This is a genomic window from Achromobacter sp. 1011791174, assembly GCF_059760925.1.
Genome location: NZ_JCBANH010000055.1, coordinates 17,714 through 40,700, shown reverse-complemented (window position 1 = coordinate 40,700; position 22,987 = coordinate 17,714). Strand labels below are relative to the sequence as shown.

General features: G+C 68.4%; 25 protein-coding genes. 17 read left to right on the top strand and 8 right to left on the bottom strand.

Annotated features, from left to right (window positions below; all coding sequences use genetic code 11):
* Positions 1 to 32: 32 nt before the first annotated feature.
* Positions 33 to 1,019 carry a TerC family protein gene (locus AC6LJ5_RS18815; protein WP_498141276.1) on the bottom strand — a complete coding sequence of 329 codons (987 nt, stop codon included), beginning with the start codon at positions 1,017 to 1,019 and terminating at the stop codon, positions 33 to 35.
* Between the two features lie 135 nt (positions 1,020 to 1,154).
* On the opposite strand from AC6LJ5_RS18815, the gene AC6LJ5_RS18810 reads away from it, so the two are divergent.
* From AC6LJ5_RS18810 to AC6LJ5_RS18800, 3 genes are all read left to right on the top strand, one after another.
* Positions 1,155 to 2,048, top strand: coding sequence for a LysR substrate-binding domain-containing protein (locus AC6LJ5_RS18810; RefSeq protein WP_103276029.1), 894 nt, complete (start codon positions 1,155 to 1,157; stop codon positions 2,046 to 2,048).
* A gap of 83 nt (positions 2,049 to 2,131) precedes the next feature.
* Positions 2,132 to 2,536 (top strand): hypothetical protein, encoded by a 405-nt coding sequence (locus AC6LJ5_RS18805; RefSeq protein ID WP_103276030.1) that lies wholly within the window; start codon positions 2,132 to 2,134, stop codon positions 2,534 to 2,536.
* 183 nt (positions 2,537 to 2,719) lie between these two features.
* On the top strand, positions 2,720 to 3,325 hold the full coding sequence (locus tag AC6LJ5_RS18800; RefSeq protein ID WP_498141275.1) for a hypothetical protein: 606 nt from the start codon (positions 2,720 to 2,722) through the stop codon (positions 3,323 to 3,325).
* A 10-nt stretch (positions 3,326 to 3,335) separates the two neighbouring features.
* On the opposite strand, the gene AC6LJ5_RS18795 is transcribed toward AC6LJ5_RS18800, so the two are convergent.
* Positions 3,336 to 3,737 (bottom strand): hypothetical protein, encoded by a 402-nt coding sequence (locus AC6LJ5_RS18795; protein ID WP_498141274.1) that lies wholly within the window; start codon positions 3,735 to 3,737, stop codon positions 3,336 to 3,338.
* Between the two features lie 145 nt (positions 3,738 to 3,882).
* On the opposite strand from AC6LJ5_RS18795, the gene AC6LJ5_RS18790 reads away from it, so the two are divergent.
* From AC6LJ5_RS18790 to AC6LJ5_RS18780, 3 genes are read left to right on the top strand one after another with little or no spacing between them, the layout of a single operon-like run.
* A complete protein-coding gene (locus tag AC6LJ5_RS18790) occupies positions 3,883 to 4,758 on the top strand; it encodes a hypothetical protein (protein ID WP_498141273.1) in 876 nt (291 codons plus the stop codon).
* A gap of 1 nt (position 4,759) precedes the next feature.
* Positions 4,760 to 5,335, top strand: a complete 576-nt coding sequence (locus tag AC6LJ5_RS18785) for a YdcF family protein (RefSeq protein ID WP_498141272.1) — start codon at positions 4,760 to 4,762, stop codon at positions 5,333 to 5,335.
* 31 nt (positions 5,336 to 5,366) lie between these two features.
* Complete coding sequence (locus AC6LJ5_RS18780) at positions 5,367 to 6,410, top strand: histone deacetylase family protein (RefSeq protein ID WP_498141271.1); 1,044 nt, start codon at positions 5,367 to 5,369, stop codon at positions 6,408 to 6,410.
* 41 nt (positions 6,411 to 6,451) lie between these two features.
* Here the strand turns inward: AC6LJ5_RS18780 and AC6LJ5_RS18775 are convergent, their stop codons facing one another.
* Entirely contained in the window at positions 6,452 to 7,786 is a 1,335-nt protein-coding gene (locus tag AC6LJ5_RS18775; protein WP_498141270.1) for an MFS transporter, read from the bottom strand.
* Positions 7,787 to 8,039: 253 nt separating this feature from the next.
* On the opposite strand from AC6LJ5_RS18775, the gene cyoA reads away from it, so the two are divergent.
* The 5 genes from cyoA to AC6LJ5_RS18750 all read left to right on the top strand — a co-directional run bounded on the left by cyoA (position 8,040) and on the right by AC6LJ5_RS18750 (position 12,949).
* Positions 8,040 to 9,050 carry a ubiquinol oxidase subunit II gene (gene cyoA, locus AC6LJ5_RS18770; RefSeq protein WP_369869718.1) on the top strand — a complete coding sequence of 337 codons (1,011 nt, stop codon included), beginning with the start codon at positions 8,040 to 8,042 and terminating at the stop codon, positions 9,048 to 9,050.
* Between the two features lie 67 nt (positions 9,051 to 9,117).
* A complete protein-coding gene (gene cyoB / locus AC6LJ5_RS18765) occupies positions 9,118 to 11,121 on the top strand; it encodes a cytochrome o ubiquinol oxidase subunit I (RefSeq protein WP_498141269.1) in 2,004 nt (667 codons plus the stop codon).
* Positions 11,114 to 11,764 carry a cytochrome o ubiquinol oxidase subunit III gene (gene cyoC / locus AC6LJ5_RS18760; RefSeq protein WP_103276037.1) on the top strand — a complete coding sequence of 217 codons (651 nt, stop codon included), beginning with the start codon at positions 11,114 to 11,116 and terminating at the stop codon, positions 11,762 to 11,764. Before cyoB ends, cyoC begins: the two co-directional genes overlap by 8 nt.
* Positions 11,761 to 12,156: a cytochrome o ubiquinol oxidase subunit IV gene (cyoD, locus tag AC6LJ5_RS18755; protein ID WP_103276038.1), complete on the top strand. Its 396-nt coding sequence runs from the start codon at positions 11,761 to 11,763 to the stop codon at positions 12,154 to 12,156. Before cyoC ends, cyoD begins: the two co-directional genes overlap by 4 nt.
* 16 nt (positions 12,157 to 12,172) lie before the next feature.
* On the top strand, positions 12,173 to 12,949 hold the full coding sequence (locus AC6LJ5_RS18750) for an SURF1 family protein (RefSeq protein ID WP_103276039.1): 777 nt from the start codon (positions 12,173 to 12,175) through the stop codon (positions 12,947 to 12,949).
* Positions 12,950 to 12,973: 24 nt separating this feature from the next.
* Here the strand turns inward: AC6LJ5_RS18750 and AC6LJ5_RS18745 are convergent, their stop codons facing one another.
* Entirely contained in the window at positions 12,974 to 13,819 is an 846-nt protein-coding gene (locus AC6LJ5_RS18745) for an AraC family transcriptional regulator (protein WP_392410982.1), read from the bottom strand.
* Positions 13,820 to 13,906: 87 nt separating this feature from the next.
* On the opposite strand from AC6LJ5_RS18745, the gene AC6LJ5_RS18740 reads away from it, so the two are divergent.
* A complete protein-coding gene (locus AC6LJ5_RS18740; protein ID WP_498141268.1) occupies positions 13,907 to 15,082 on the top strand; it encodes an MFS transporter in 1,176 nt (391 codons plus the stop codon).
* 71 nt (positions 15,083 to 15,153) lie between these two features.
* On the opposite strand, the gene AC6LJ5_RS18735 is transcribed toward AC6LJ5_RS18740, so the two are convergent.
* Positions 15,154 to 15,828: an ankyrin repeat domain-containing protein gene (locus tag AC6LJ5_RS18735; RefSeq protein ID WP_103276642.1), complete on the bottom strand. Its 675-nt coding sequence runs from the start codon at positions 15,826 to 15,828 to the stop codon at positions 15,154 to 15,156.
* A gap of 145 nt (positions 15,829 to 15,973) precedes the next feature.
* Here AC6LJ5_RS18735 and AC6LJ5_RS18730 point away from each other — a divergent pair, with 145 nt between their 5' ends.
* The 3 genes from AC6LJ5_RS18730 (at position 15,974) to AC6LJ5_RS18720 (ending at position 18,723) form a co-directional block, all read left to right on the top strand.
* Positions 15,974 to 16,876, top strand: a complete 903-nt coding sequence (locus tag AC6LJ5_RS18730) for a LysR family transcriptional regulator (RefSeq protein ID WP_103276042.1) — start codon at positions 15,974 to 15,976, stop codon at positions 16,874 to 16,876.
* A gap of 92 nt (positions 16,877 to 16,968) precedes the next feature.
* A complete protein-coding gene (locus tag AC6LJ5_RS18725; RefSeq protein ID WP_498141267.1) occupies positions 16,969 to 17,622 on the top strand; it encodes a DsbA family oxidoreductase in 654 nt (217 codons plus the stop codon).
* A gap of 87 nt (positions 17,623 to 17,709) precedes the next feature.
* Positions 17,710 to 18,723: a cyclase family protein gene (locus tag AC6LJ5_RS18720; RefSeq protein WP_103276643.1), complete on the top strand. Its 1,014-nt coding sequence runs from the start codon at positions 17,710 to 17,712 to the stop codon at positions 18,721 to 18,723.
* 87 nt (positions 18,724 to 18,810) lie between these two features.
* Here the strand turns inward: AC6LJ5_RS18720 and AC6LJ5_RS18715 are convergent, their stop codons facing one another.
* The gene (locus tag AC6LJ5_RS18715; protein WP_498141266.1) at positions 18,811 to 19,425 is read right to left on the bottom strand and encodes a glutathione S-transferase family protein; all 615 of its coding nucleotides are present in this window, start codon (positions 19,423 to 19,425) and stop codon (positions 18,811 to 18,813) included.
* A 150-nt stretch (positions 19,426 to 19,575) separates the two neighbouring features.
* On the opposite strand from AC6LJ5_RS18715, the gene AC6LJ5_RS18710 reads away from it, so the two are divergent.
* Positions 19,576 to 20,541, top strand: coding sequence for a helix-turn-helix transcriptional regulator (locus AC6LJ5_RS18710; RefSeq protein WP_498141265.1), 966 nt, complete (start codon positions 19,576 to 19,578; stop codon positions 20,539 to 20,541).
* Positions 20,542 to 20,546: 5 nt separating this feature from the next.
* Here AC6LJ5_RS18710 and AC6LJ5_RS18705 read toward each other — a convergent pair whose 3' ends face one another.
* On the bottom strand, positions 20,547 to 21,089 hold the full coding sequence (locus tag AC6LJ5_RS18705; RefSeq protein ID WP_498141264.1) for a hypothetical protein: 543 nt from the start codon (positions 21,087 to 21,089) through the stop codon (positions 20,547 to 20,549).
* Between the two features lie 82 nt (positions 21,090 to 21,171).
* Here AC6LJ5_RS18705 and gvpU point away from each other — a divergent pair, with 82 nt between their 5' ends.
* Complete coding sequence (gvpU, locus tag AC6LJ5_RS18700) at positions 21,172 to 21,624, top strand: gas vesicle accessory protein GvpU (RefSeq protein WP_392410993.1); 453 nt, start codon at positions 21,172 to 21,174, stop codon at positions 21,622 to 21,624.
* A gap of 55 nt (positions 21,625 to 21,679) precedes the next feature.
* Here the strand turns inward: gvpU and AC6LJ5_RS18695 are convergent, their stop codons facing one another.
* On the bottom strand, positions 21,680 to 22,495 hold the full coding sequence (locus AC6LJ5_RS18695) for a hypothetical protein (protein WP_103276047.1): 816 nt from the start codon (positions 22,493 to 22,495) through the stop codon (positions 21,680 to 21,682).
* Between the last annotated feature and the right edge of the window lie 492 nt (positions 22,496 to 22,987).

Below are 22,987 nucleotides of genomic sequence, written 5' to 3'. Positions count from 1 at the left end.
GGCCCCATGAGGGGCCGCCGGTCCTCGCGGAATCAGCCCGCCTGCAGGGCCGCCTTGCGCGTCTTCCACAGCGAGAACAGCACGCCGCCCAGGATCAGGCCGAAGGTCACGCTCAGCGACAGGGCCGCCGGCACCTTGCCAATGAAGCCGACCAGGAAGATCTTGCCGCCGATGAACACCAGCACCAGGGCCAGCGCGTACTTCAGGTAGTGGAAGCGGTGGATCATCGCCGCCAGCGCGAAGTACAGCGCGCGCAGGCCCAGGATCGCGAAGATGTTGCTGGTGTACACGATGAACGGGTCGGTGGTGATGGCGAAGATCGCCGGCACCGAATCCACCGCGAACAACAGATCCACGAACTCGATCAGCACCAGGGCCAGCAACAGCGGCGTGGCCCAGCGCACCTTGCGCGACGTGGCCGGATCGTTCTCGTAGACCCAGAACGCGTTGCCGCGCAGGCCGTCCGTCACGCGCATGCGGCGCTTGAGGAACTTCAGGATCGGGTTGCTGGCGATGTCCGGCTCCTGGTCGGCGATCAGCCACATCTTGATGCCGGTAAACACCAGGAACGCGCCGAACAGGTACAGCAGCCAGCCGAAGTTGCTGACCAGGGCCGCGCCCAGGCCGATCATGATGGCGCGCAGCACGATCACGCCCAGGATGCCCCAGAACAGCACGCGGTGCTGGTACTGGCGCGGGATCGCGAAGAAGCTGAAGATCAGCGCGATGACGAAGACGTTGTCCATGGACAGCGACTTCTCGATCATGAAGCCGGTGTAGTAGGCCATGCCGCTGGCCGCGCCCATCTGCCACCACACCCAGGCGCCGAAGATCAGCGCGGCGGTGATGTAGCCGGCCGAGAGCAGCAGGCTTTCGCGCACGCCGATCTCGCGTTCGTCACGATGCAGCACGCCCAGGTCAAAAGCCAGCAGCGTCACGACGATGCCCAGGAAGAGCAGCCAGCTCCAGGCTGGCGTGCCGAGGAGGTCGGCATTGAAGAAGGTCAGCAGGGTTTCCATGTGTGTTCCGCTTGGGTCTGAAATCTAAGATCCGAAGACGTTCATGATCCGGATCCGGGCCTGCTTGAGAAATCAGCCGTAAATTGAGTTAAGGTTCGGAAAAACCGAAGTATTGGACATACCGGATCCGTCCCCATGTTGAATTACCGCCACCTGTACTATTTCTGGATGGTCGCCAAGGAAGGCGGCTTTTCCCGCGCCGCCGAACGGCTGGACATGGCCATCCAGACCATCAGCGCCCAGGTGCGCGAACTGGAGCGCAACCTGGGGCATCAGCTGCTCAAGCCGGCCGGACGCGGCGTGGCCCTGACCGATGCTGGCCAGGCGGCCTTCGCCCGCGCCGAGGAAATTTTCCAGATCGGCCAGGGCCTGGCGCAGGAAGTGCGCACCGCCGCCACCAAGCCGGTGATCCGGCTGTCCGTGGGCCTGTCCGACGGCATTTCCAAGCTGGCCGCGCACGCGCTGCTCGGCCCGGTGCTGGACACGCCGGACCTGCGGCTGACCTGCCACGAAGGCGAGTTCGAGGAACTGCTGGGCGAACTGGCGCAGCATCACCTGGATCTGGTGCTGGCCGGCCAGGGCGCGCCGGCCAATCCCAACCTGCGCCTGACCAGCGACCGGCTGGTGTCCTCGCCGGTGGACTGGTATGGCCCGTCGCGCCTGCTGCGGCGCGCCGACGTGCAGGCCTTTCCGCAGTCGCTGGAGCGCCTGCCCGTGCTGCTGCCCACCGGCCACTCGGTGCTGCGCCAGACCCTGGACCGCTGGTTCCGCGAGCAGGGCATCCATCCCAACGTGGTCGGGGAATTCGAGGACAGCGCGCTGATGTCGGTGTTCGCCGCGCGCGGCCTGGGCGTGTTTCCGCTCAGCCGGCTGGGCGGCGACGATATCGGCCTGCTGCGCGGCCTGCGGCCGCTGGCGCGCTGCGACGCGGTCCACGAGGAGATCCACGCCATCCGCAATCGCCGGGGACAGAACCATCCCCTGGTGCGACGCATCCTGGAGCAGGCCAAGACTTCGGTTTTTTCTTAATGTTTGTCACATTGTCGCTGGTTTTTCAGAAATAGAATCAGCTCTATCCTGGTGGCTTTTCCGCACTCTGGAGTACCGCTTTCATGAAGAAAATCATCTGGATCGCGTTCGCCGCGCTGGCCGCGCTGTGGACCGGATTCGTCGCCCTGACCCTGCAGCTGGCCAACTGGGTGCTGTCGCTGATCGCCGGCTCGCAGGTGCCGGGCGCCGCCGCGCTGGGCACCGCGCAATGGAATCCACCGGCCTGGGCCGCGCCCTGGGTCGATCCGTCCTGGCTGAAGGGCCTGCAGGAATCGCTGGTGTGGGCCGTGCAGGGCTTGAACCAGATCCTGCCCGCGGCCGGCGGCCTGGGCACCTGGATCTCGGTGCTGGGCTGGATCTTCTGGGGTTTCATCATGGCCGCGCTGCTGGTGCTGGCGCTGATCCTGCACTGGCTGGCCGGCAAGCGCCAGCAGGCCGAACAGGCCGGCGGCCAGGTGGTGGGATAATGCCCTGGCTTGCGGTCGCCCGCCGCCGGCGCGGGCACGCGCTGGCAGCGGACCGCAAGCGCTGAATCCAGCCACACGGGGAACGGATCATGGATGCGGAAGATGCGGTCAGGGATTTTGTCGAAGGCAGGATCGATCTGGGCGCAGTGCTGACCATCACCCAAGTCGCCTGAGGAGGAACCCGTGAACACGACACCCGCCCGCCTATGCCTGCTGGCCACGGCGCTGGCCGCCGGTCCCGCGTCGGCCCTGAGCATCGCCCCCGCCTATGGCGTCATCGTCTGCACCGTGGCCGGCACCTCCGGCCAATACAGCGTGCGCGTGCAAAATACCGGCGCCGTGCCGCTGGCGCGCGCCGACGTGACTGGCGTGCGCCTGGACGCCGGCGGGCATGCGGCCGGCGAGATCGGGGTCAGCCTTACCGACATCGCTCCCGGGAAATATGAAACCGCCGTCCTGGCCCGCCACGGCGAATCGGCCGCGCTGGTCAGCATCGCCACCTACCAATCGATCAACGACCAGCTGGTCCGCGAAGAAGAGCTGTACGCCGGCAAGGTCGCGCACGTGTCGCCCGGATCGGCGCTGCAATACACGCTGGCGCCGCTGGCGACGCGCGGCTGGACGGTCGCCTACGGCACCGCGCAACCGCCGGCGCTGAAAACCGGCGCCGCCGTGCTACTGGCCTACCCCGCGCGCAGCGGCAAGAAGATGGAAGCCAGCCCGCAGGCGGGGCGCACGCCGACCCGCGTGGAGCCGCTGAATCCCTGCCCGGGACCGCGCCGTCGTTGAATCGGCCCGCTCAGGCGCCGGCCAGCAGGTCGCGCTCGTTCAGCAGCGCATAGACGATTTCAGGGCGGTTATCGAAGCTGCGGCGGATCGCCGCCGGAATCGCCGAACGGGTCTTGCGGCACAGGCCGGGTTGCTCGTCCAGCTGGATGAAGATGCCGCGCGTGGTGCGCACCTCGTTGTCGCTGGGCAGAATCCGGACCACGATGCCCAGCTGCGCCTGCAAGCGCTCCTGCATGCGGCGCAGGTCGTCCAGGCTGGCCAGGTTTTCCAGCCGCGCGATCAGGCGCTTTTCCTCTTCCTTGGTGAGCCGCAGCACGCGGATGTCGGCGGCGGGATCGGCCAATAGCCTGTCGCGGTCGCACACACAGGCGCCCGGCGGGCATTCTTGGCGGATCGGAAACGGGAGATTCATGGCGGGCGCGGGCGGTCTGGCCGGTATCGGCCATTCTACTCACGATCGTCGCGTCGGCCCGGCGGCGCGGCCCCGGTAATACCCGTAAGGCCGGCGCGCCGCTGCTGCATAATGCAGGCCATCCGACCGACACGGGAGCAAGACCTTGAAGCGCACCCTTCTGGCCACCGCCATCCTCGTCCTGCTCCTGCCCGGCGCATACGCCGGCGCGCGCGATCACACGTACCAGATCAAGCCCGGCCTGACGGCGGTCGTCACCGTGTCGGGACAGAACCGGCACACAGTCTCGGCGCGCGTGGGCAAGGGCCCCGTCCAGCAACTGGCCGTCATGGACGACGAAGCAGTGGATGTGTTCGAAACGCCCGACATCGACCACGATGGTTACGCCGACCTGGCCATCGGCCAATCCGGCGGCGGCACGCAGGCACGCATGCGCCTGTTCCTGTATCGCCCGAACGAGGGACGCTACCAGGAGATCCGCCATCCCGCTCCCGAGGCCAGCCCCTGCCACGGCTTCGTCAACCCGGTCTTCGACGCCGGCAAGCCCGCCTTCTCAACGGGTTGCCGATACAGCGCCGACAGCCAGGGAGAGGAAAGCTACGCCGTGCGCCCAGACGGCACGGCCGTTCCCGTGTCCTGGATCACGCAGATCTGGTTCCCGCAGGCAAGCGCGAAGGTCGAGGCCCGGTACGAGTTCCACGGCGACGGCACGGTGGCCCGAATCCTGCTGGACGGCGAAGGCTCGCCGTTCGACGGCGGCGACAACGTGGCGCCCTTCGACCGCGTCGATCTCTATGACGCGCCCGACATCACGAGCGGCCCATCGACGCAGCTGCGCGCCGGCGACCGGTATGACGTGGTGGCGCTGCGGCCGGCGGGCTGGCTGCAAGTGCGCCTGCCCGGGCAGAAAGACGCCGCGGCGCTCAAGTGGCTGCGCTATGTCGATCTGGTGATCGACAGGCATGGTCTCGCGCCGTCCGCGCAGGGAGACGCTCCGGCGTCGGACCGGCAGGCCCGCTGAATTGAAATCCTTCCGAAGACGCCTCGCGCGCGGCCTGGCCGCCCTGGCCGCGTTCGTCGCGCTGGCCGCCCTGATCCTGGCCGCAGTCGGCCTGCTGGCGCCCGCCGGTCCCGCCGACGTGGCCGTGGTGCTGGGCAATACGGTCGCGCCCGACGGCCAGCCCTCGCCACGCCTGGCCGCGCGCCTGGACCGCGCCTATGACTGCTACGCCACCGCGCAATGCCGCATCCTGTTCGTCAGTGGCGGCGTGGACGCGGCCGGCGCCGACGAAGCCGCCGTGATGCGCGACTACCTGATCGGCCGCGGCGTGCCCGCCGACCGCATCGTGGCGGACAGCGCGGGCGTCGATACCTGGGCCACGGCCCGCCACGCCAGCGCCTACATGCGCGAGCATGGCTATGCCCGCGCGCTGGCCGTGACGCAGTATTTCCATGTGCCGCGCACCATGCTGGCGCTCAGGCGCCACGGCGTCATGCACGTGGGCGGCGCGCATCCGGCCTATGCCGAGCCGCGCGACCTGTATTCGCTGCTGCGCGAGCTGGTCGCCGTCGCCTTCTATGCCGCTCGGCCGCTATAGTGACGCATCCCCTCAACGACAGAGCGTTACCGTGCTGATCTTCCACAACCCCATCCATCACCTGCACGCCGGCCGCCAGGAAATGTTTCGCGGCAAACTGGTGCCCTGCCACGAATCGCCCGCGCGGCTGGAATTCGTGCTGCAGGCCCTGCGCCAGCGCGGCATCGGCGAACTGCGCGCGCCATCGCCCGCCGACATGGCGCTGCTGGGTCGCGTGCACAGCCCGCGCTACCTGGATTTCCTGCAAGGCGCGTGGCGGGAGTGGATCGCGCTGGATCCGGCCAACGCCGAACTCGACGTGCTGCCGTCCGTCTGGCCGGTGCGGGGTTTCCGCCATGACGTGACGCCCGCCAACTTCGCCGCGCGCGTCGGCCTGTATTCGTTCGACAGCGGCTCGCCGCTGACGGCCGGCACCTGGGACGCCGCGCTGGCCGGCGCGGCCTGCGCCATCGACGCGGCGCGCGCCGTGGGCGGCGCGGGCGGCCCGCGCGCGGCCATGGCGCTGACCCGTCCGCCCGGCCATCACGCCGGCCCGGATTTCTTCGGCGGCTACTGCTTCCTGAACAACGCGGCCCTGGCCGCGCAGGCGCTGCGCGAGGCCGGCGCCGCGCGCGTCGCCGTGCTGGACATCGATTACCACCACGGCAACGGCACCCAGACCATCTTCTATGAGCGCGGCGACGTGCTGACGGTGTCGGTGCACGGCGATCCGCTCACCGAATACCCGTTCTTCCTGGGCCACGCCGACGAGCGCGGCGCGGGCGCCGGCGACGGCTGCAACCTGAACCTGCCGCTGGCCGCCGGCACCGGCTACGCCGGCTGGCGCGAGGCGCTGCGCGCCGGCATGCGCGCGGTGCAGGACTTTCGCGCCGACGCGCTGGTGATCGCGCTGGGCGTGGACACCTTCGAAGGCGATCCGATCTCGAAGTTCAAGCTGGCCAGCGCCGACTACCGGCAAGTCGGCCGCGATCTGGCGACCCTGAGGCTGCCGGCCGTCTTCACGATGGAGGGCGGCTATGCGGTGGAAGAAGTCGGCACCAACGTCGCCAACGTCCTGGAAGGCTACGGGGGGTAGCTTCCCCCGTAGCGCCGCGGGCCGCCGAATGTGACAGCCACTCAGTCGCGCGTGTCTTCCAGCGCCTTGTTGACGCGCAGCGCCAGCAGGGTGCAGGCCACGCCGGACAGCAGATACACGCTGACCGCCACCAGCCCGAAGCGCGCCGACAGGCCCAGCGCGACCAGCGGCGCGAAGGCCGCGCCGAATAGCCAGGCCATGTCTGACGTCAGCGCCGCGCCGGTGTAGCGGAAGCGGCGCGAGAAGTTCGCCGTGACCGTGCCCGAGGCCTGCCCATAGGACAGGCCCAGCAGCGCGAAACCGATCAGGATGAAGGCGTCCTGCGACTTCGGACCGCCGCCCAGCAGCCAGGGCGAAACCAGCGCGAACACGCCGATGGCCGCGGCGAACAGGCCCAGCGTGGTGCGCCGGCCGATGCGGTCGGCGATCCAGCCGGAGACCATCGTGCCCAGGATGCCCACGGCCGCGCCCACGATCTGCACGATCAGCACATCGGATATCTGCTGCGTGCCGCTGACCGCGATCCACGACAGCGGGAACACCGTCACCAGATGAAACAGCGCGTAGCTGGCCAGGGCCGCGAAGGCGCCCAGGAACAGGTTGTAACCCTGGTCGCGCACGATCTCGACGATGGCGATGGGTTCGAGCTCGCCCTCTTCGAGCAGCTGCGTATATTCCTCGGTCACCACCAGCCGCAGCCGCGCGAACAGCGCCACCACGTTGATGGCGAAGGCCACGAAGAAGGGATAACGCCAGCCCCATTCCAGGAAATCGGCCTGGGTAAGCGTCAGATGCAGGAACAGGAACAGCGCGCTGGCGACCATGAAGCCGATGGGCGCGCCCAGCTGGCCCAGCATCGCGTACCAGCCACGACGCTGCGGCGGCGCGTTCAACGCCAGCAGCGACGGAAGGCCGTCCCAGGAGCCGCCCAGCGCCAGGCCTTGCAGGCATCGGAACACCGCCAGCAGCGTGATGGCGTGCATGCCGATCACGTCATAGCCCGGCAGGAAGGCCATGCCCACGGTGGCCGTGCCCAGCAGGAACAGCGCGGCGGTGAGCTTGGTGGCGCGCCCCCAGCGGCGCTGGATGGCCATGGACAGCGCGGTGCCGATGGGCCGCGCGATGAAGGCGAAGCTGAATATGACGAAGGACCAGAGCGTGCCCTCGAGCGCCGGCTCGAACGGGAAGAACACGCGCGGAAAGACCAGCACGCAGGCGATGCCGAAGACGAAGAAGTCGAAGTATTCGGAGGTCCGCCCGACGATGACCCCCACCGCGATCTCGCCTGGCGCCACCTTGGCGTGGCCGCCGTGTCCGGCCGCGCCCGGCTCTGGAACGACGGGGGCATGACCGGGATATCGCGTGGTGGTCGCCATGTGATTGCTCGCTGAAAGGAGGGTTGTAATACGCCTGGCCTACGCTCTTGCAACACATCCGCATGCGTACCCCCCGATGCCCGGCAAGCCCCGCCCGCAAAGGGCCTGGGCGCGGCGCGGCATGTTGGATCCCGCATACTTTTGCTCTTTTTACCCTAGATTTTTGGCGGCTTCCAGCGTAGTGTTCGGTTTAGCTCCCACGGTTACGTTTCGGGGTATGGCCATGCTGTCTCTCCCAAGGCTTTGCGGATGGATGTTGATTGCCGCCCTGCCATTGCTCTCCGGATGCAATGCGGTCCTGCTCTCGCCTTCCGGCGACGTGGCCCTGCAGCAGCGCAACCTGATCATCATCTCCACCGTGCTGATGCTGCTGATCATCGTGCCGGTGATCCTGCTCACCTTCCTGTTCGCGTGGCGCTACCGCGCCAACAACACGGCCGCCCACTACGATCCCGAATGGAACCACTCCACCGTGCTGGAGCTGCTGATCTGGGCGGCACCGCTGCTCATCATCATCGCGCTGGGCGCGCTGACCTGGGTCAGCACCCACCAGCTCGATCCCTACCGTCCGCTGGCGCGTCTGTCCGAAGGCCGCGAGGTGCCGCCCGGCACCAAGCCGCTGGTGGTGGAAGTGGTGGCGCTGGACTGGAAATGGCTGTTCCTCTATCCCGAGCAGGGCGTCGCGGCCGTCAATGAAATGGCCGCGCCGGTGGACCGCCCGATCCAGTTCAAGATCACCTCGTCATCGGTGATGAACTCCTTCTTCGTGCCGGCGCTGGCCGGCCAGATCTACGCCATGCCCGGCATGCAGACCACGCTGCACGCGGTCATCAACCACCCCGGCGAATACGAAGGCCTGTCGGCCAACTACAGCGGCGCGGGCTTCTCCGGCATGCGCTTTCGCTTCCACGGCGTGGACCAGGCCGGCTTCGACCGCTGGATCGCCGGCGCGCGCGCATCGGGCGCCACGCTGGACCGCGCGGCCTACCTGAAGCTCGAACAGCCCAGCGAGCGCAACCCCGTCCAGCAATACGCCAGCGTCGCGTCCGGCCTGTTCGACGCCATCGTCAACCGCTGCGTGGAAACCAACCGCATGTGCATGAAGGACGCCATGGCCATCGACGCCCGCGGCGGCATGGGCCTGCCCGGCGCGCGCAACCTGGCCAGCCTGGACGCCGCCACGCGCGAGCGCATCGGGCTGGACGGGCCGCCCAGGCAGTACGTGGGCGCCATGTGCACCTCGGCCTCGGAACTGGCCATGTAGCCGCCCGCGCCCCGGCCGCCGAGCACGGCGGCGCGGCGCAACCCCGGTCTTCTATCCAGGAATCAAGATGACGGATCAAACAGACCTCGCCAAGCTGATATTCGGCCGCCTGACCTGGGATGCCATTCCCCTGCACGAGCCCATCCTGATCGCCACCTTCGCCATGGTGGCGCTGGGCGGCATCGCGCTGCTGGGCGCGATCACCTACTACGGCAAGTGGGGCTACCTGTGGCACGAATGGTTCACCAGCATCGACCACAAGAAGATCGGGATCATGTACATGATCCTGGGCATCGTCATGCTGCTGCGCGGCTTCGCCGACGCCATCATGATGCGGCTGCAGCAGGCCATCGCCTTCGGTGACTCCACCGGCTACCTGCCGCCGCACCACTACGACCAGATCTTCACCGCCCATGGCGTGATCATGATCTTCTTCGTGGCCATGCCGCTGGTCACGGGCCTGATGAACTACATCGTGCCGCTGCAGATCGGCGCGCGCGACGTGGCCTTTCCGTTCCTGAACAATTTCAGTTTCTGGATGACCACGGGCGGCGCCGCGCTGGTGATGATGTCGCTGTTCGTGGGCGAGTTCGCGCGCACCGGCTGGCTGGCGTATCCGCCGCTGTCCGGCATCCTGCACAGTCCGGACGCGGGGGTGGACTACTACATCTGGGCCTTGCAGATCGCGGGGGTGGGCACCTTGCTGTCCGGCGTGAACCTGCTGGTGACCATCGTCAAGATGCGCGCGCCCGGCATGTCCATGATGCGCATGCCGGTGTTCACCTGGACGTCGCTGTGCACCAACGTGCTGATCGTGGCGGCCTTCCCCGTGCTGACCGCGGTGCTTGCACTGCTGTCGATGGACCGCTACGTGGGCACCAACTTCTTCACGGCGGACTTCGGCGGCAACCCGATGATGTACGTGAACCTGATCTGGATCTGGGGCCACCCCGAGGTCTACATCCTGATCCTGCCGGCCTTCGGCATCTTTTCCGAGGTCGTGTCCACCTACTGCGGCAAGCGCCTGTTCGGCTACGCGTCCATGGTGTACGCCACGGTCGTGATCACGGTGCTGTCCTACCTGGTCTGGCTGCACCACTTCTTCACCATGGGGTCCGGGGCGAGCGTGAACTCGTTCTTCGGGATCACCACCATGATCATCTCGATCCCGACGGGCGCCAAGATCTTCAACTGGCTGTTCACCATGTACCGCGGCCGCATCCGCTTCGAGGTGCCGATGCTGTGGACCATGGGCTTCATCGTCACCTTCGTGATCGGCGGCATGACCGGCGTGCTGCTGGCGGTGCCGCCAGCCGACTTCGTGCTGCACAACAGCCTGTTCCTGATCGCGCACTTCCACAACGTCATCATCGGCGGCGTGCTGTTCGGCCTGATGGCCGGCATCACCTACTGGTTCCCCAAGGCCTTCGGCTACAAGCTCGATCCGTTCTGGGGCAAGTGCTCGTTCTGGTTCTGGCTGGTGGGCTTCTACTTCGCCTTCATGCCGCTGTACGTGCTGGGGCTGATGGGCGTGACGCGGCGCGTCAGCCACTTCGAGGACGCCTCGCTGCAGATCTGGTTCCAGGTCGCCGCCTTCGGCGCGCTGCTGATCGCGCTGGGCATCGCCAGCTTCCTGATCCAGCTGGTGGTCAGCTACCGCCGCCGCGACGCGCTGCGCGACGACACCGGCGATCCCTGGGACGGCCGCACGCTGGAATGGTCCACGTCCTCGCCGCCGCCCGTCTACAACTTCGCCTTCACGCCACGCGTGCACGACCAGGACGCATGGTGGCAGATGAAGCAGCACGGCTACCAGCGGCCGACGTCCGGCTTCATTCCGATCCACATGCCTAAAAACACCTGGGCCGGCATCGTGCTGGCGGGGTTGAGCGTGGTGATGGGCTTCGCGCTGATCTGGCACATGTGGCCGCTGACGGTGCTGAGCTTCGCCGCGCTGATCATCGTGGCCATCGTCCATACCTTCAACTACAAGCGCGACTACTACGTGCCGGCCGATGAGGTCGTGCGCAGCGAAGACGCCCGCACCCGACTGCTGAGCAACCATGGCTGAAACCCTGTCCCCGCCCCTGCCCGGCCATCATGTGCCGCCCCCGCAGCCGGAGAAGCTGAGCTTCCACGTGCCCGGCGAGCACCACCCGAAGAACGGCACGCTGCTGGGCTTCTGGGTGTACCTGATGAGCGACTGCCTCATCTTCGCCTGCCTGTTCGCCACCTACGGGGTGCTGGGCCGCAACTATGCGGCGGGCCCGTCCGGCGCCGACCTGTTCGACCTGCCGCTGGTGGCGGTGAACACCGCGCTGCTGCTGCTCTCGTCCATCACCTACGGCTTCGCCATGCTGGAGATGCGCCGCGACCGGGTCGGCGCCACCCAGGGCTGGCTGGCCGTCACGGGCTTGCTGGGCCTGGGCTTCCTGTCGCTGGAAATCTACGAGTTCGCCCACCTGATCCACATCGGCGCCGGGCCGCAGCGCAGCGCCTTCCTGTCGTCCTTCTTCACGCTGGTCGGCACCCACGGGCTGCACGTCACCTTCGGCATCGTCTGGCTGGTGACGCTGATGCTGCAAGTGCGCCGGCACGGCCTGATCCCCGAGAATCGCCGCCGGCTGATGTGCCTGTCGATGTTCTGGCACTTCCTGGACCTGATCTGGGTGGGCGTGTTCACCTTCGTGTACCTGATGGGAGTGCTGCCATGAATGCGCACAGCGGCCACGCCGGCCACGATCACGACCACGGCCATCACGACGAGGACGAAGGCGGCCACGGCACCTTGAAGGGCTACGTCACCGGCTTCGTGCTGGCGGCCATCCTCACCGCGATCCCGTTCTGGCTGGTCATGGGCAAGGTGTTCCCCAGCTCGCGCACGACGGCGCTGGTGATACTGGCCTTCGCGGCGGTGCAGATCGTGGTCCACATCGTTTACTTCCTGCACCTGGACGCCCGCTCGGAAAGCGGCTGGAACATGTTGGCGTTAATATTCACGCTGGTCCTGGTGGTGATCACCCTCAGCGGATCCATCTGGATCATGTACCACCTGAATTCCAACATGATGCCCGTGTCGACCCACGACATGCGGAATATGCCCTGATGGCGGCTAGAAGTTGATGGCGGCAGTAAAAGATCCCACCGGCGATACCCCCCGAAATCCCCGCAGCGCGACCACCCTGGTCATCCTGGGCCTGGTCGCGCTCGCCCTGTTCCTGGGCCTGTTGCGCCTGGGCACCTGGCAGGTCGAGCGCCTGGCCTGGAAGCGCGACCTGATCTCCAAGGTCGACGCGCGCGCCCATGCCGCGCCCGTGCCCGCGCCGCGAGCGGCCGAATGGCCGGCCCTGACCCCGGACAACGCCGAGTACCGGCGCGTGTCGGCGTCCGGCAGCTACCTGTACGACAAGCAGACGCTGGTGCAGGCCGCCACGGAACTGGGCAGCGGCTACTGGGTCATGACCCCGCTGCGGCTCGACAGCGGCGACATCGTGCTGGTCAATCGGGGCTTCGTGCTGCCAGAGTGGCGCAAGACCCAGGCGGCGTTGACGCCGCCCGCTCCGGCCACGGCGAGCGTGACCGGCCTGCTGCGCATGGGCGAGTCCGGAAAGGGCTTCCTGCGCAACAACGACCCGGCCGCCAACCTCTGGTACGGCCGCGACCTGCCGGCCATCGCCGCCGCGCGCGGCCTGGACCCGGTCGCGCCCTACTTCATCGACGCCGATTCGGACGGCGCCGCGCGCGATCCCAAGACCGCGCCGGTGGGCGGGCTGACGGTGCTCAGCTTCCCCAACAATCACCTGGTCTATGCCATCACCTGGTACGGGCTGGCGCTGATGCTGCTGGTGGGCGTGGCCCTGGTCGTGCGCGAAGAGCGGCGGGCGCGCCAGCGGCGCTGATCCCCGCCTTTTCCCGCGCACTCCTCAGGGGCAATAGGGCTGCGCCGGCTGCGGCCGGCGCGGCGCGCTGGCCGCGACGGCCTCGGCCTGCTCCGCCGACTGGCGCCACAACCGCGCCGGCGATTCGCCGTAGACCCGCCTGTGCATGGCAATGAAGGCGCTGTCGCTGGCATAGCCCATCGCATGCGCCACCGTGGTCACCGATTCCCCTTCGGCCAGCCGGGCGCGGGCCAGCAACAGTCGGCATTGCGTGCGCCAGCGCGTGAACGACAGGCCGGTTTCGGCGATGAACAGGCGCGCCAGCGTCCGTCCGCTGGCGCCGACCCGGCCGCCCCATTCCTCTATCGACAGGCCGCAGGCCGGATTCTTCAGCAGTTCGGCCGCGATGGGGCGCAGCCTGCGGTCGGACGGCATCGGCAGGGGCATGGGCCGAGACGGCGCCGCCGCGAACTCGTCAAGCAGGGTGTCTACGATACGCGCCCGGGCGGCGTCCAGCGGCGCGTCGGCGGGCCAGGCGACGATGCGCAGGATCAGCTCGCGCAGCAGCGGATTGACGTCCAGCACGCAGGGCTGCGCCGGCAGGCCCGGATAGACGTTCGGATCGAAGAACAGGCTGCGAAACGCGTAGCCGCCCGGCATCGTCACGCGGTGCTCACAGCCGCCTGGCAGCCAGGCCGCCTGCAACGGCGCCAGCTCGCCGACGCGGTCGGCCAGGAACAACGTCATGCTGCCCTGCGCCTGGAACAACAACTGTCCGCGCCGGTGACTGTGCCAGCCCGAGGCATGCGCGCGGCCGTCCACGCCCAGCCCGACCACCGGGCAGGCGGCCTGGTCGGGATCGATCACGGCATCGTAGGCGTAAATCGGCATTGTCCGATTCCCTATGTTTTTTGACTCAACATCGTGATTTTGCGTGCGACGCGCTGGCTACGCTAGGGACTTTTTGAGTTGCGCATCATGAAGGCCCCTCTTTCCCCCCGCCGCGACGGCCTGCCGCCGGCGGCCCTGCTCATCGCCCTGCTGGCCCTGCCGCAAGCGGCGGAAACCATCCTCGCGCCCGCGCTGCCCGACCTGGCCCGCCACTGGCGGCTGGACGCGGCCCTGACGCAGTCCGTCATGGGCATCTACTTCCTGGGCTTCGCCGCCGGCGTGCTGCTGTGGGGCTGGCTGTGCGACGCCTGGGGCCGGCGGCCGGCGCTGCTGGCAGGCCTGTGCACGGGACTGGCGGGCACCCTGTGCGCCGCCTGGGCGCCAGGATTCGAGGCGCTGCTGGCCGGGCGCTTCGTCCAGGCGCTGGGGCTGGCCACCTGCTCCATCACCACGCAGACCATGCTGCGCGACCGCCTGCAGGGCGAGGCGCTGACCCGCTGCTTCATCATGCTGGGCGCCGTGCTGTCCTGGTCGCCGGCGCTGGGGCCGCTGGCGGGCCAGCTGCTGGCGGACCAGGCGGGTTTTCGCGGCGTGCTGGGCGGCATCGCGGCGCTGGCCGGCCTGCTGCTGGCGGCCGGATGGGCGCAGGTCGGCGAAACGCGGACGGCCCCGGCAGCGCGCCAGCCCATGCTCCGGCTGGCGCGCCGCATGCTGCGCGACCCCGAGCTGCTGTGCACGGCCATGCTGGTGGCCGGCCTGAACCTGCTGGCCTTCTCGTTCTATGCTGCCGGCCCCTTCATGACAGGGCCGCTGCCGTGGCTGGGGTTCGGCTGGATCGGCATGGCCGTGGCGCTGGCCGGCACCCTCGGCGCGCTATGGAACCGGCGCCTGCCGGCCTCGCAAGGCCCCGCGCGGCGGGTGGCGCTGGGCCTGTGCTGCGTGGCGGTCGGCGTGGCGGCGCAGGGATTGGCGATCTGGCTCGCGCCCATGCCCGGCCTCTGGTGGGCCGTGGCCGCGCTGCCCATCTTCGCCGGCTACGGCATGGCCATCCCCAACCTGCTGGGGCCGGCGCTGCGACGCTACGGCGACTGCCTGGGCCGGGCCGGCGCGCTGTTCAGCCTGGGCTATTACAGCCTGCTGGGGCTGCTGCTGGCGGCGACGTCGTGGCTGCCTTTCGGCTCGCCCGTGCCGCTGGCGCTGGCCTGGGCGGGGGTGACGCTGGCCCTCGCGGGCCTGCATCGGCTGCGCGGCAGGCTGACCTGAGTTTCGCGCCACGCCGGCATGCGCGCCGCTATGTTCTGCGGCGCGTTCCGCCGCCCCATTGATGAGCGCCGTCAGCGCGCGCCAACGGCGCGCAGCATGTCGACGATGGCGTCCTGGCCGCGCTCGCGGGCATGCCACAGGGGGCTGCGCCCGTCCTTGTCCGCCACGTCCGGGTTGGTCCCGAAGGACAGCAGTTCCAGCACGGTCGCCTGGTACTTCGGCCCGCCATCACCCAGGATGATGGCCTCCAGCAGCGCGGTCCAGCCCAGCTTGTTGACGTGATTGGGATTGACCCCGGCGCGCAGCAGCAGGCGCGCGGTTTCCGCCAGGCCGCGCTCGCAGGCCGGAATCAGCGCGGTGCCGCCGTAGCGATTGGTGCTTCGGATATCCGCGCCATGGCGCAGCGTCAGCGTCAGGATCTCGTTGTAGCCCCGCGCGCCGGCATACAGGTAGGCGCTGTCCTCGATGCGGTTCTTGGCGTTGACGTCGGCGCCCGCCTTCATCAGGACCGAGGCCGCCACTTCGTGGTTGCCCAGCGTGGCGCGCAGCAGGGGCGTATTGCCATCCTCGTCGCGCGCTTCCAGCGGCGCGCCGTCGGCCAGCAAGGCCTTGATCCGCAACACGTCGCCATCGCCGGCGGCCTTCAACAGTTCGGTGCCGGCGTCGCCCTGCGCGGCGGCGGCGCCTTCGGCGACCACGAGCAGCGCGGCGGCCAGGAATGTGCGCCAGGAACGAATGATGGACATGCGCGAAACCTCCTTTCTGGTGTTGCGTTGTCCCACGATTATGCCGTGCATGACGACGACGGCCGCGCCGGGCCGCCCGCGCCGCGTTTGGCGAATGGCGCGGATCGCTGCAGAATCGCGGGATTCGTTTTCCTCCGCACCCGACATGGACACCTTCAACTACATGCGCGCCTTCCGGCGCATCGTGGAACTGGGCAGCCTCGCCAAGGCGGCCGAGGTCCTGGACATGTCATCCGCTGGCCTGAGCAAGCAGCTGCGGGCCCTGGAGTCCCATCTGGGCGCGGTGCTGATCCAGCGCACCACGCGCAAGATGAGCCTGACCGACACCGGCACGGCCTACTACGCCGAGTGCTGCCGGCTGCTGGACGAGCTGGACGCGCTGGAAAAATCCGTGCGCCAGCAATCCCAGCGCGTCTCGGGCAGGCTGCGCGTGAACGCGCCGCTGTCCTTCGCGCTGAGCGTGCTGTCGCCGCTGCTGGCGCGCTTCCTGCGGCAGTACCCGGAGCTGCGCCTGGACCTGTCCATGGAAGACCGCCTGGTGGACGCGGTGGGCCAGGGCTTCGACGTATCGATCCGGCTGCGCGCGCAGCTGGAAGATTCCACCCTAATCGCGCGCCGGCTGGTATCGCTGACGCAGGTGCTGTGCGCCGCGCCGTCCTATCTGCAAGCGCACGGCCATCCTCGCGACGCGGACGCGCTGCGCGGGCATGCGATCCTGAGCTACAGCCTGGCGGATGGCGCCGCCTCGGTCGAGGAATCCGGACAGGCCTCGGACGCGGCGGCCGGCCAGGACCTCGTCCAGGTCAACAACAGCCTGATGCTGCGCGACCTGCTGGTCGCCGGCCTGGGCATCGGCGCGCTGCCCTCGTTCCTGGCCGACCCGGCCATCGCCGATGGCCGCCTGGCGCGCGTGCTGCCGGACCTGCCAGCCGCGCCCCGGCACGTCTACGCGGTCTATCCCACCAGCCGCCACCTGCAACCCAAGGTCAAGGCCTTCGTGGACTTCCTGGCCGAGCATCTGCCCGCCACCCTGTCCGGCGATTCTTGACGCCCAGCGAATAGAGTCGCAACCGTCATGGGCTTACTGCCGCGCCTGGCGGTCCGTAAGCTGGCGTCCATTGAAACCGCAAGGACGCCAACATGAATCCCTCCCCCGCTTCCGCCCCGCTGACCGTGGACTTCTTCCACGACGTGGTCTGCAGCTGGTGCTATGTGATGTCTCCCCGGCTGCGCCAGGCGGCCGCCGAACTGGGCATCCAGGTGCGCCAGCGCAGCTTCGTGCTGCAGGACAACCGCGAACAGATGGTGCAGGTCTTCGGCTCGATGGCGCGCGCCAAGAGCGTGATCCTGGGCCATTGGGAAACCTGCCTCGGCCATGAGGACCAGCCCCGCATCGATGTCGAAGGCATGCGCGCCGAGAATTTCGAATACCCCAGCGGCCTGGCCGGCGCGCTGGCCTGCCAGGCCGCCCATCTGGTCGCGGGCGACGCCGGCCACTGGGACATGTTCGACGCGATCCAGGATGCGCACCTGAGCCAGCACCGCAACATCGGCGATCTCGACGTGCTGCTGGACATCGCGGTGGCCCTGGGCCATGACCGCGCCGCCTTCGCCGAACGCATGCGGGGCCCGGAAGTGCGCCAGCGCGTGCAGGCCGACCGCGACGCCGCCATGCGCCTGGGCATCCGTTCCATTCCGACGCTGATCGTCGGCGCCGACCTGGCCCGGCTGCAGACCACGCCGCTGGCCGCGCTGCGCCAGCGCCTGCAAGCGCTGGCCTCGGCCCAGGCCTGAGCCCGATCCTCCCGCCTCGGAACCACCGGGCAGCTTCCTTTTTAATCGTTGTCCGCGCACGCGGACCATCACCTGCACAGGTACATCATGAACGCACGCTTTACCCGCAATCTGCTCGGCCTGGCGCTCGGCGCCGCCCTCAGCCTGAACGCCCATGCGCACGGCGCGCCGTCGCGCGCGCCCGCTCCCGGCCAGGAGGTCGGCATCAGCCCCTGGGGCCCGGATGACGAAATTGGCCGGCTGAACCTGATCACGCCCGAATCGCGCGCCGCCGTCATGTCGCGCGTGACCGGCGGCAAGGTCTATGACCTGGCCACCGAGTACTACATGGGCATGCCCAGCTGGCAGGACGCCGGCGATCCCCGCTATCAATTCTGGATGACCCACACGCCGCGCGGCACCGAGGTCGACGATCCCATGGGCGTGGGCAAGGACATGAACGCGGTGCGCAGCTACACCGGCACGGCCTTTTCCATGTACAGCCACACCGGCACGCACATCGACGCGCTCAACCACTTCGGCATCCACGGCAAGATCTGGAACGGCTTTCGCGCCGACGAACATCTGGGCGATCGCGGCTGGAAGCGCACCGGCATCGAGAAATTCCCGCCGCTGGTGGCGCGCGGCGTGCTGATCGACGTGGCCGCGCTCAAGGGCGTGGACATGCTGCCGGACCAGTACCGCATCACCCGCCAGGACCTGAAGGCCGCGCTGGCGCGGCAGAAGACCGAGCTGCGGCAGGGCGACATCGTGCTGATCCGCACCGGCCGCATGAAGCTGTACAACGACCCGGCCGCCTACATGGCCAAGCCGCCCGGCATGGGCCTGGACGCCGCCCGCTACCTGGTCGAGGAAGGCGGCGCCATGATCCTGGGCGCCGACAACCTCAGCTTCGAGACCTTCCCGTCAGAGGTGGCCGACGACTACGTGCCGCTGCACACCTATCTGCTGGCGCAGCAGGGCGTGCCCATCATTGAGCTGGCCGCGCTGGATGAGCTGTCGCGCGACCAGGTCTACGAGTTCGCCTTCATCGGCGGCCCGCTGAAGATCCGCGGCGGCGACGCGGCGCCGCTGCGGCCGGTGGCGATGCCGCTGCGCTGAGGACACGGCCACCGCGCGGGGGAAGCCGCCGCGCTTCCCCGAAATCGGACAGGGCCGGCGTCGAGGCTTGCGCCGCGCCGGTGGCGCTCAGCCCTGTTCCAACCGCATCGCTGGCCGCGCCTGCACCTTGTCCAGCCAGGCCTGGACATGCCGATGCGAGGCAATCGGAGCGCCCAGAAAGGCGGTGTAGCCGAGCACCGAGCCAACCACCAGATCCGCCAGCGAATACGAGGCGCCCACGATCCAGGCCTGCTTGGCCAAATGGCCATCCAGCACGGCCAGCAGCCGGTCCAGCTGCGCCAGCGCGCGCTTGGCCTGCTGCTCGTCGCGTTGTTCCCCGCCGCGGGGATGAAGGGCCGTGCTCAGGCTCCACACCGCCGCGCCGTAGGTAACGTAGGACCAGGCGCACCACGACATGGCCTGCAGCCGTTCGGGCGTATCGGCCGCCGGCCACAGCCCGCGCTCCACGCCGTAGCGCTCGCCCAGCCACAAATGGATCGCCAGCGCCTCGAACATCGGCGCGCCGTCCACCGTCAGCGTCGGCACCGCGCCGTTGGGATTGAGAGCCAGGAACTCCGGGCGGCGCTGCTCGCCGGCCTTGAGGTCGATCAGGACGCGCTCGTGCGCCACTTCCAGCTCGGCCAGGGCGCTGGCGATGGGAGAGGCGCTGGACATGGGGTGCCAATACAAGACGATGGACATGGACAATGCTCCGTTGAACGGGACCGGGACAAGAGACGCCCGGGCCAACTCTGAGCACTGTAGAATCCATTGCGGACAAATTCTGTCCTCAATATCATCCGGCATTCTGCATCTCGCAATCCGCTCCCCTCTTCATTCGCCACGCGCGCCATGCTCACCGCCACCCACCGCCTGCTGCGCCTGCTGTCGCTGCTGCAAACCCGCAGCCACTGGAGCGGCCCGGAGCTGGCCACGACGCTGGAGGTGCATCCGCGCACGCTGCGGCGGGATATCGACAAGCTGCGCGAGCTGGGCTACCCCGTCCACGCCAGCAGCGGCATCGCCGGCGGCTATGCCTTGCGTCCCGGCAAGGCCCTGCCGCCGCTGTTGCTGGACGACGAGGAAGCGCTGGCGGTTGCCATCACGCTGCGCACGGCGGCCGCCGGCTCGGTGGGCGGCATCGAGGAAACCGCGCTGCGCGCGCTGATCAAGCTGGAACAGGTCATGCCGGCGCGCCTGCGCCGGCGCACCGACGCGCTGCGCGCCGCCGTCGTGCCGCTGGAGCCGCATGGCCCCACGGTGGACGCGGCGCTGCTGGCCACGCTGGCGACGGCCTGCCGCGATCAATTGCGGGTGGCGTTTGATTATCGGGATGGGCGCGGCCAGGCCAGCTCGCGCATGGTGGAACCGCAAGGTGTGGCGCACGCCAGCCAGCGCTGGTACCTGGTGGCCTGGGATCCGGCGCGCGATGACTGGCGCATCTTCCGCCTGGACCGCATTGCCGGGCCGGCGACCACGGGCGCGCACTTCGCGCCGCGTCCCTCGCCTGGCGGGGGAGACCTGCGCGAGTACGTATCGCGCACGCTGCGACTCGGCGCCTATCCGGCGCACGCGCGCATCGTGCTGCATGCGCCACGGGCGGCCATGGCCGCCCGCATCCCGTCCGCCGCCGGCGAGATCGATGAGGTCGACGACGCCCGCTGCCTGCTGCGTTGCAGCGCGGCGTCTCTGGACAGCCTGACGTACTGGTTGATGGCGCTGGACGTGGAATTCCAGGTCCTGGAGCCCGCCGCGCTCATCGAGCGACTACGGGTCGCCGGCGAACGGCTGGCTCGCGGCCTGGCGCGCAGCGCCTGAACAGGCTAGACCGACTTCCGGCCTTCGGTTTCGGCGCGCGTCATCTGCTCCATGAGCAGCGCGACCTTCTTCAGCACTTCCTGCTTCTCGGCCGGCGACATGGCGTCGAACTTCTGCTTGGAAATGCCCAGCGAAGCCAAGGCCGAATAGAGCATCTTGTCTTGCAGGGACATGCCGGCGAATTCCATGAATTCCCGTTCTGCGTCCGAAGGCGCGGCCCGGACCGCGCCCGACACGCCGCCCGCGAATGCCGGCGCCGCGCGCAGCTGCGCATCCTGGAACGCCGAGCGGAACGCTCCGCCCGCAACGCCGCCACGCACGGCCGAGGACGCGATCCCCGCGTCGGCCGACATTCCCAATCCATCCATGCGAGTCATGATGATCCCTGAGCAGAATTCGGAAAAGACGAGGCCCGATGCCGTTGCGGCGGGCCCCAGACCACGGGCGAAAGAACCCGCAGCTTGGCAAGATAATCCACCGGCCGGCAAGCGAAAGCGCGAAGCTGCGGCGCTTCTGTCGCCTTGATCCCTGATTTGGAGATGTCTCATGGATTTTTGCGCCGGCCTTCGGGTATCTTGTGAGTCCCGCACGCGGCTGATCCGCGCGCCCACACCAGTCTCCAGAATCCCGATGAGCTCAGACATCCTCCCCGACGACGCCCCCGTTTCCGCCCCAGTCCCCCAGGCCGACGCGTTCCTGCAGTTCCTCGTGAATCTGGTGAACAACGGCGGACAGCTCAAGAGCATCGGCGTCACGCTGCAAATGGGCGGCATGCTGGTGTCGGGCTCGATCGTGTCGGGCGCCGAGTATTTCGACACCTTTGCCTCGGGCTTCGCTGACGCGCTGGACGGCCAGGCGAACGATACTCGCCAGGCGGTGCGCGCCTCGCTGGCGGAACTGGGCGACGTCTTCCGCCAGCCCCAGCCAGCCGAACCGCTGCCCAACTACATCCATCTGGCCGACGCCCTGTTCTTTAGCGCCGACGGCACGCCCATCGCGGGCCAGCCCACCCTGTGGCGCGGCCGGATCGCCGCCGTGGACGGCTTCATCCTGGGACGCCTGCAATCCGACGTCAACGCCTGAACGCGCCGCAAGGCGGCGCGCCCGAACGGTGACAACCAAGGGATGGCGTGGCGTCTCAGGCCGCCAGGCTGCAGGGCTGGCTCCAGCGCGTGGTGGCGGCACTGAAGCTGCGCCATGCATTGCCATCGGCGCGCAGCCAGGCGTCCAGGCATTCCGGGCTGAGCGCCGAGGACAGGGCCGAGCCCTGGAACAGCAGGTCGCCATGCCGGCGCAGCCAGGCGAAGTCGCGCATCGCGTCCAGGCGATGCACGGCCAGCTGCAGATTGGCGCTCCAGGCGCGCTCCATCAGGCTGAAGAAGCGCCACTGCAAGGCCTGGTTCTCGGAAAAGCCGTCGGGAATGTCGACGCGCACGCCCAGCGCCCGCAACACACCATGCGTGGACGGCACGCCGCCGATGGCCGTGGGCAAAAGGCGCGCGCGCAATTTCGCATTGAATTCGGGATAGCAAAGAAACAGCTCGGCCTGCCGGCAGAGCCGGATATTCATGGGCAACAGGAACGTCACGCGGCGGGCGGGAACGGAAAGCGGCCCGTCTTGATCATGGTCGACCAGCCTGTTCACCCACAGCGCGTCGCCGGTCAGGGCGATGCCCAGATCGCCGCACAGGCGCATGGCCGGATCACCTTCCGCGTCCATGTCCATGGCGTGCTCGACGGACAGGTCTATGGGCAGCTCGTATTTGTTGAAGAACGCCACGCCGGCCAACAGGCTGGCGCCCATGCCCGACGGCGCCAGGCCCTGCCAGGGCGAAGCGCGGCTGCGTCCCTGCACGGCGTACTCATGGACCTGGCCCTGCGCGGTGAACACGGGCTGGAATCTCAACAGCACCGAGTCTTCATAGAGCGCCCAGGCGCGCGACTCGTCATGCATGGCGACTCCGGACTGCGAGAAAGCGGCGCATGCCGGACAGCGGAACTCGCCACGTGCGAAATGGGGAAAGGATGCGCTCGATTGGGGCGGGCCGACAGCCCGGTGAGAAGATCATGCTGGCCTCGAATACCGATAATGGCGGGGCCTGCCGTGGCCCCAGCCCGCCTGAGCTGCCGCGCCAGGAAACCGCGGCGAACTGCCGCCAGCCTCTGCCGTGGCTGGATATCGTGCCGATGGTGCCCAACAGGCACTGCCCCTTGAACAAGAAAATTCTGAATCACTGTTGTTTTCTGAACTTTCCTAGAGACCACGCCACCATGGTCATAAGACCTCGCCCACGGCGGAAAGCCCCCGCCCACCGACGGCCAAGGACGATCCCCCTCAAAAGCCTCGCCGGTTTTTAAGATTCTTCTCATATCCGGACTGGGCCCGGCTTCCTACCATGCAGGAAATGCCGGTAAAAGATCTGAGCCCCCCCGCCACCGCCCCCGA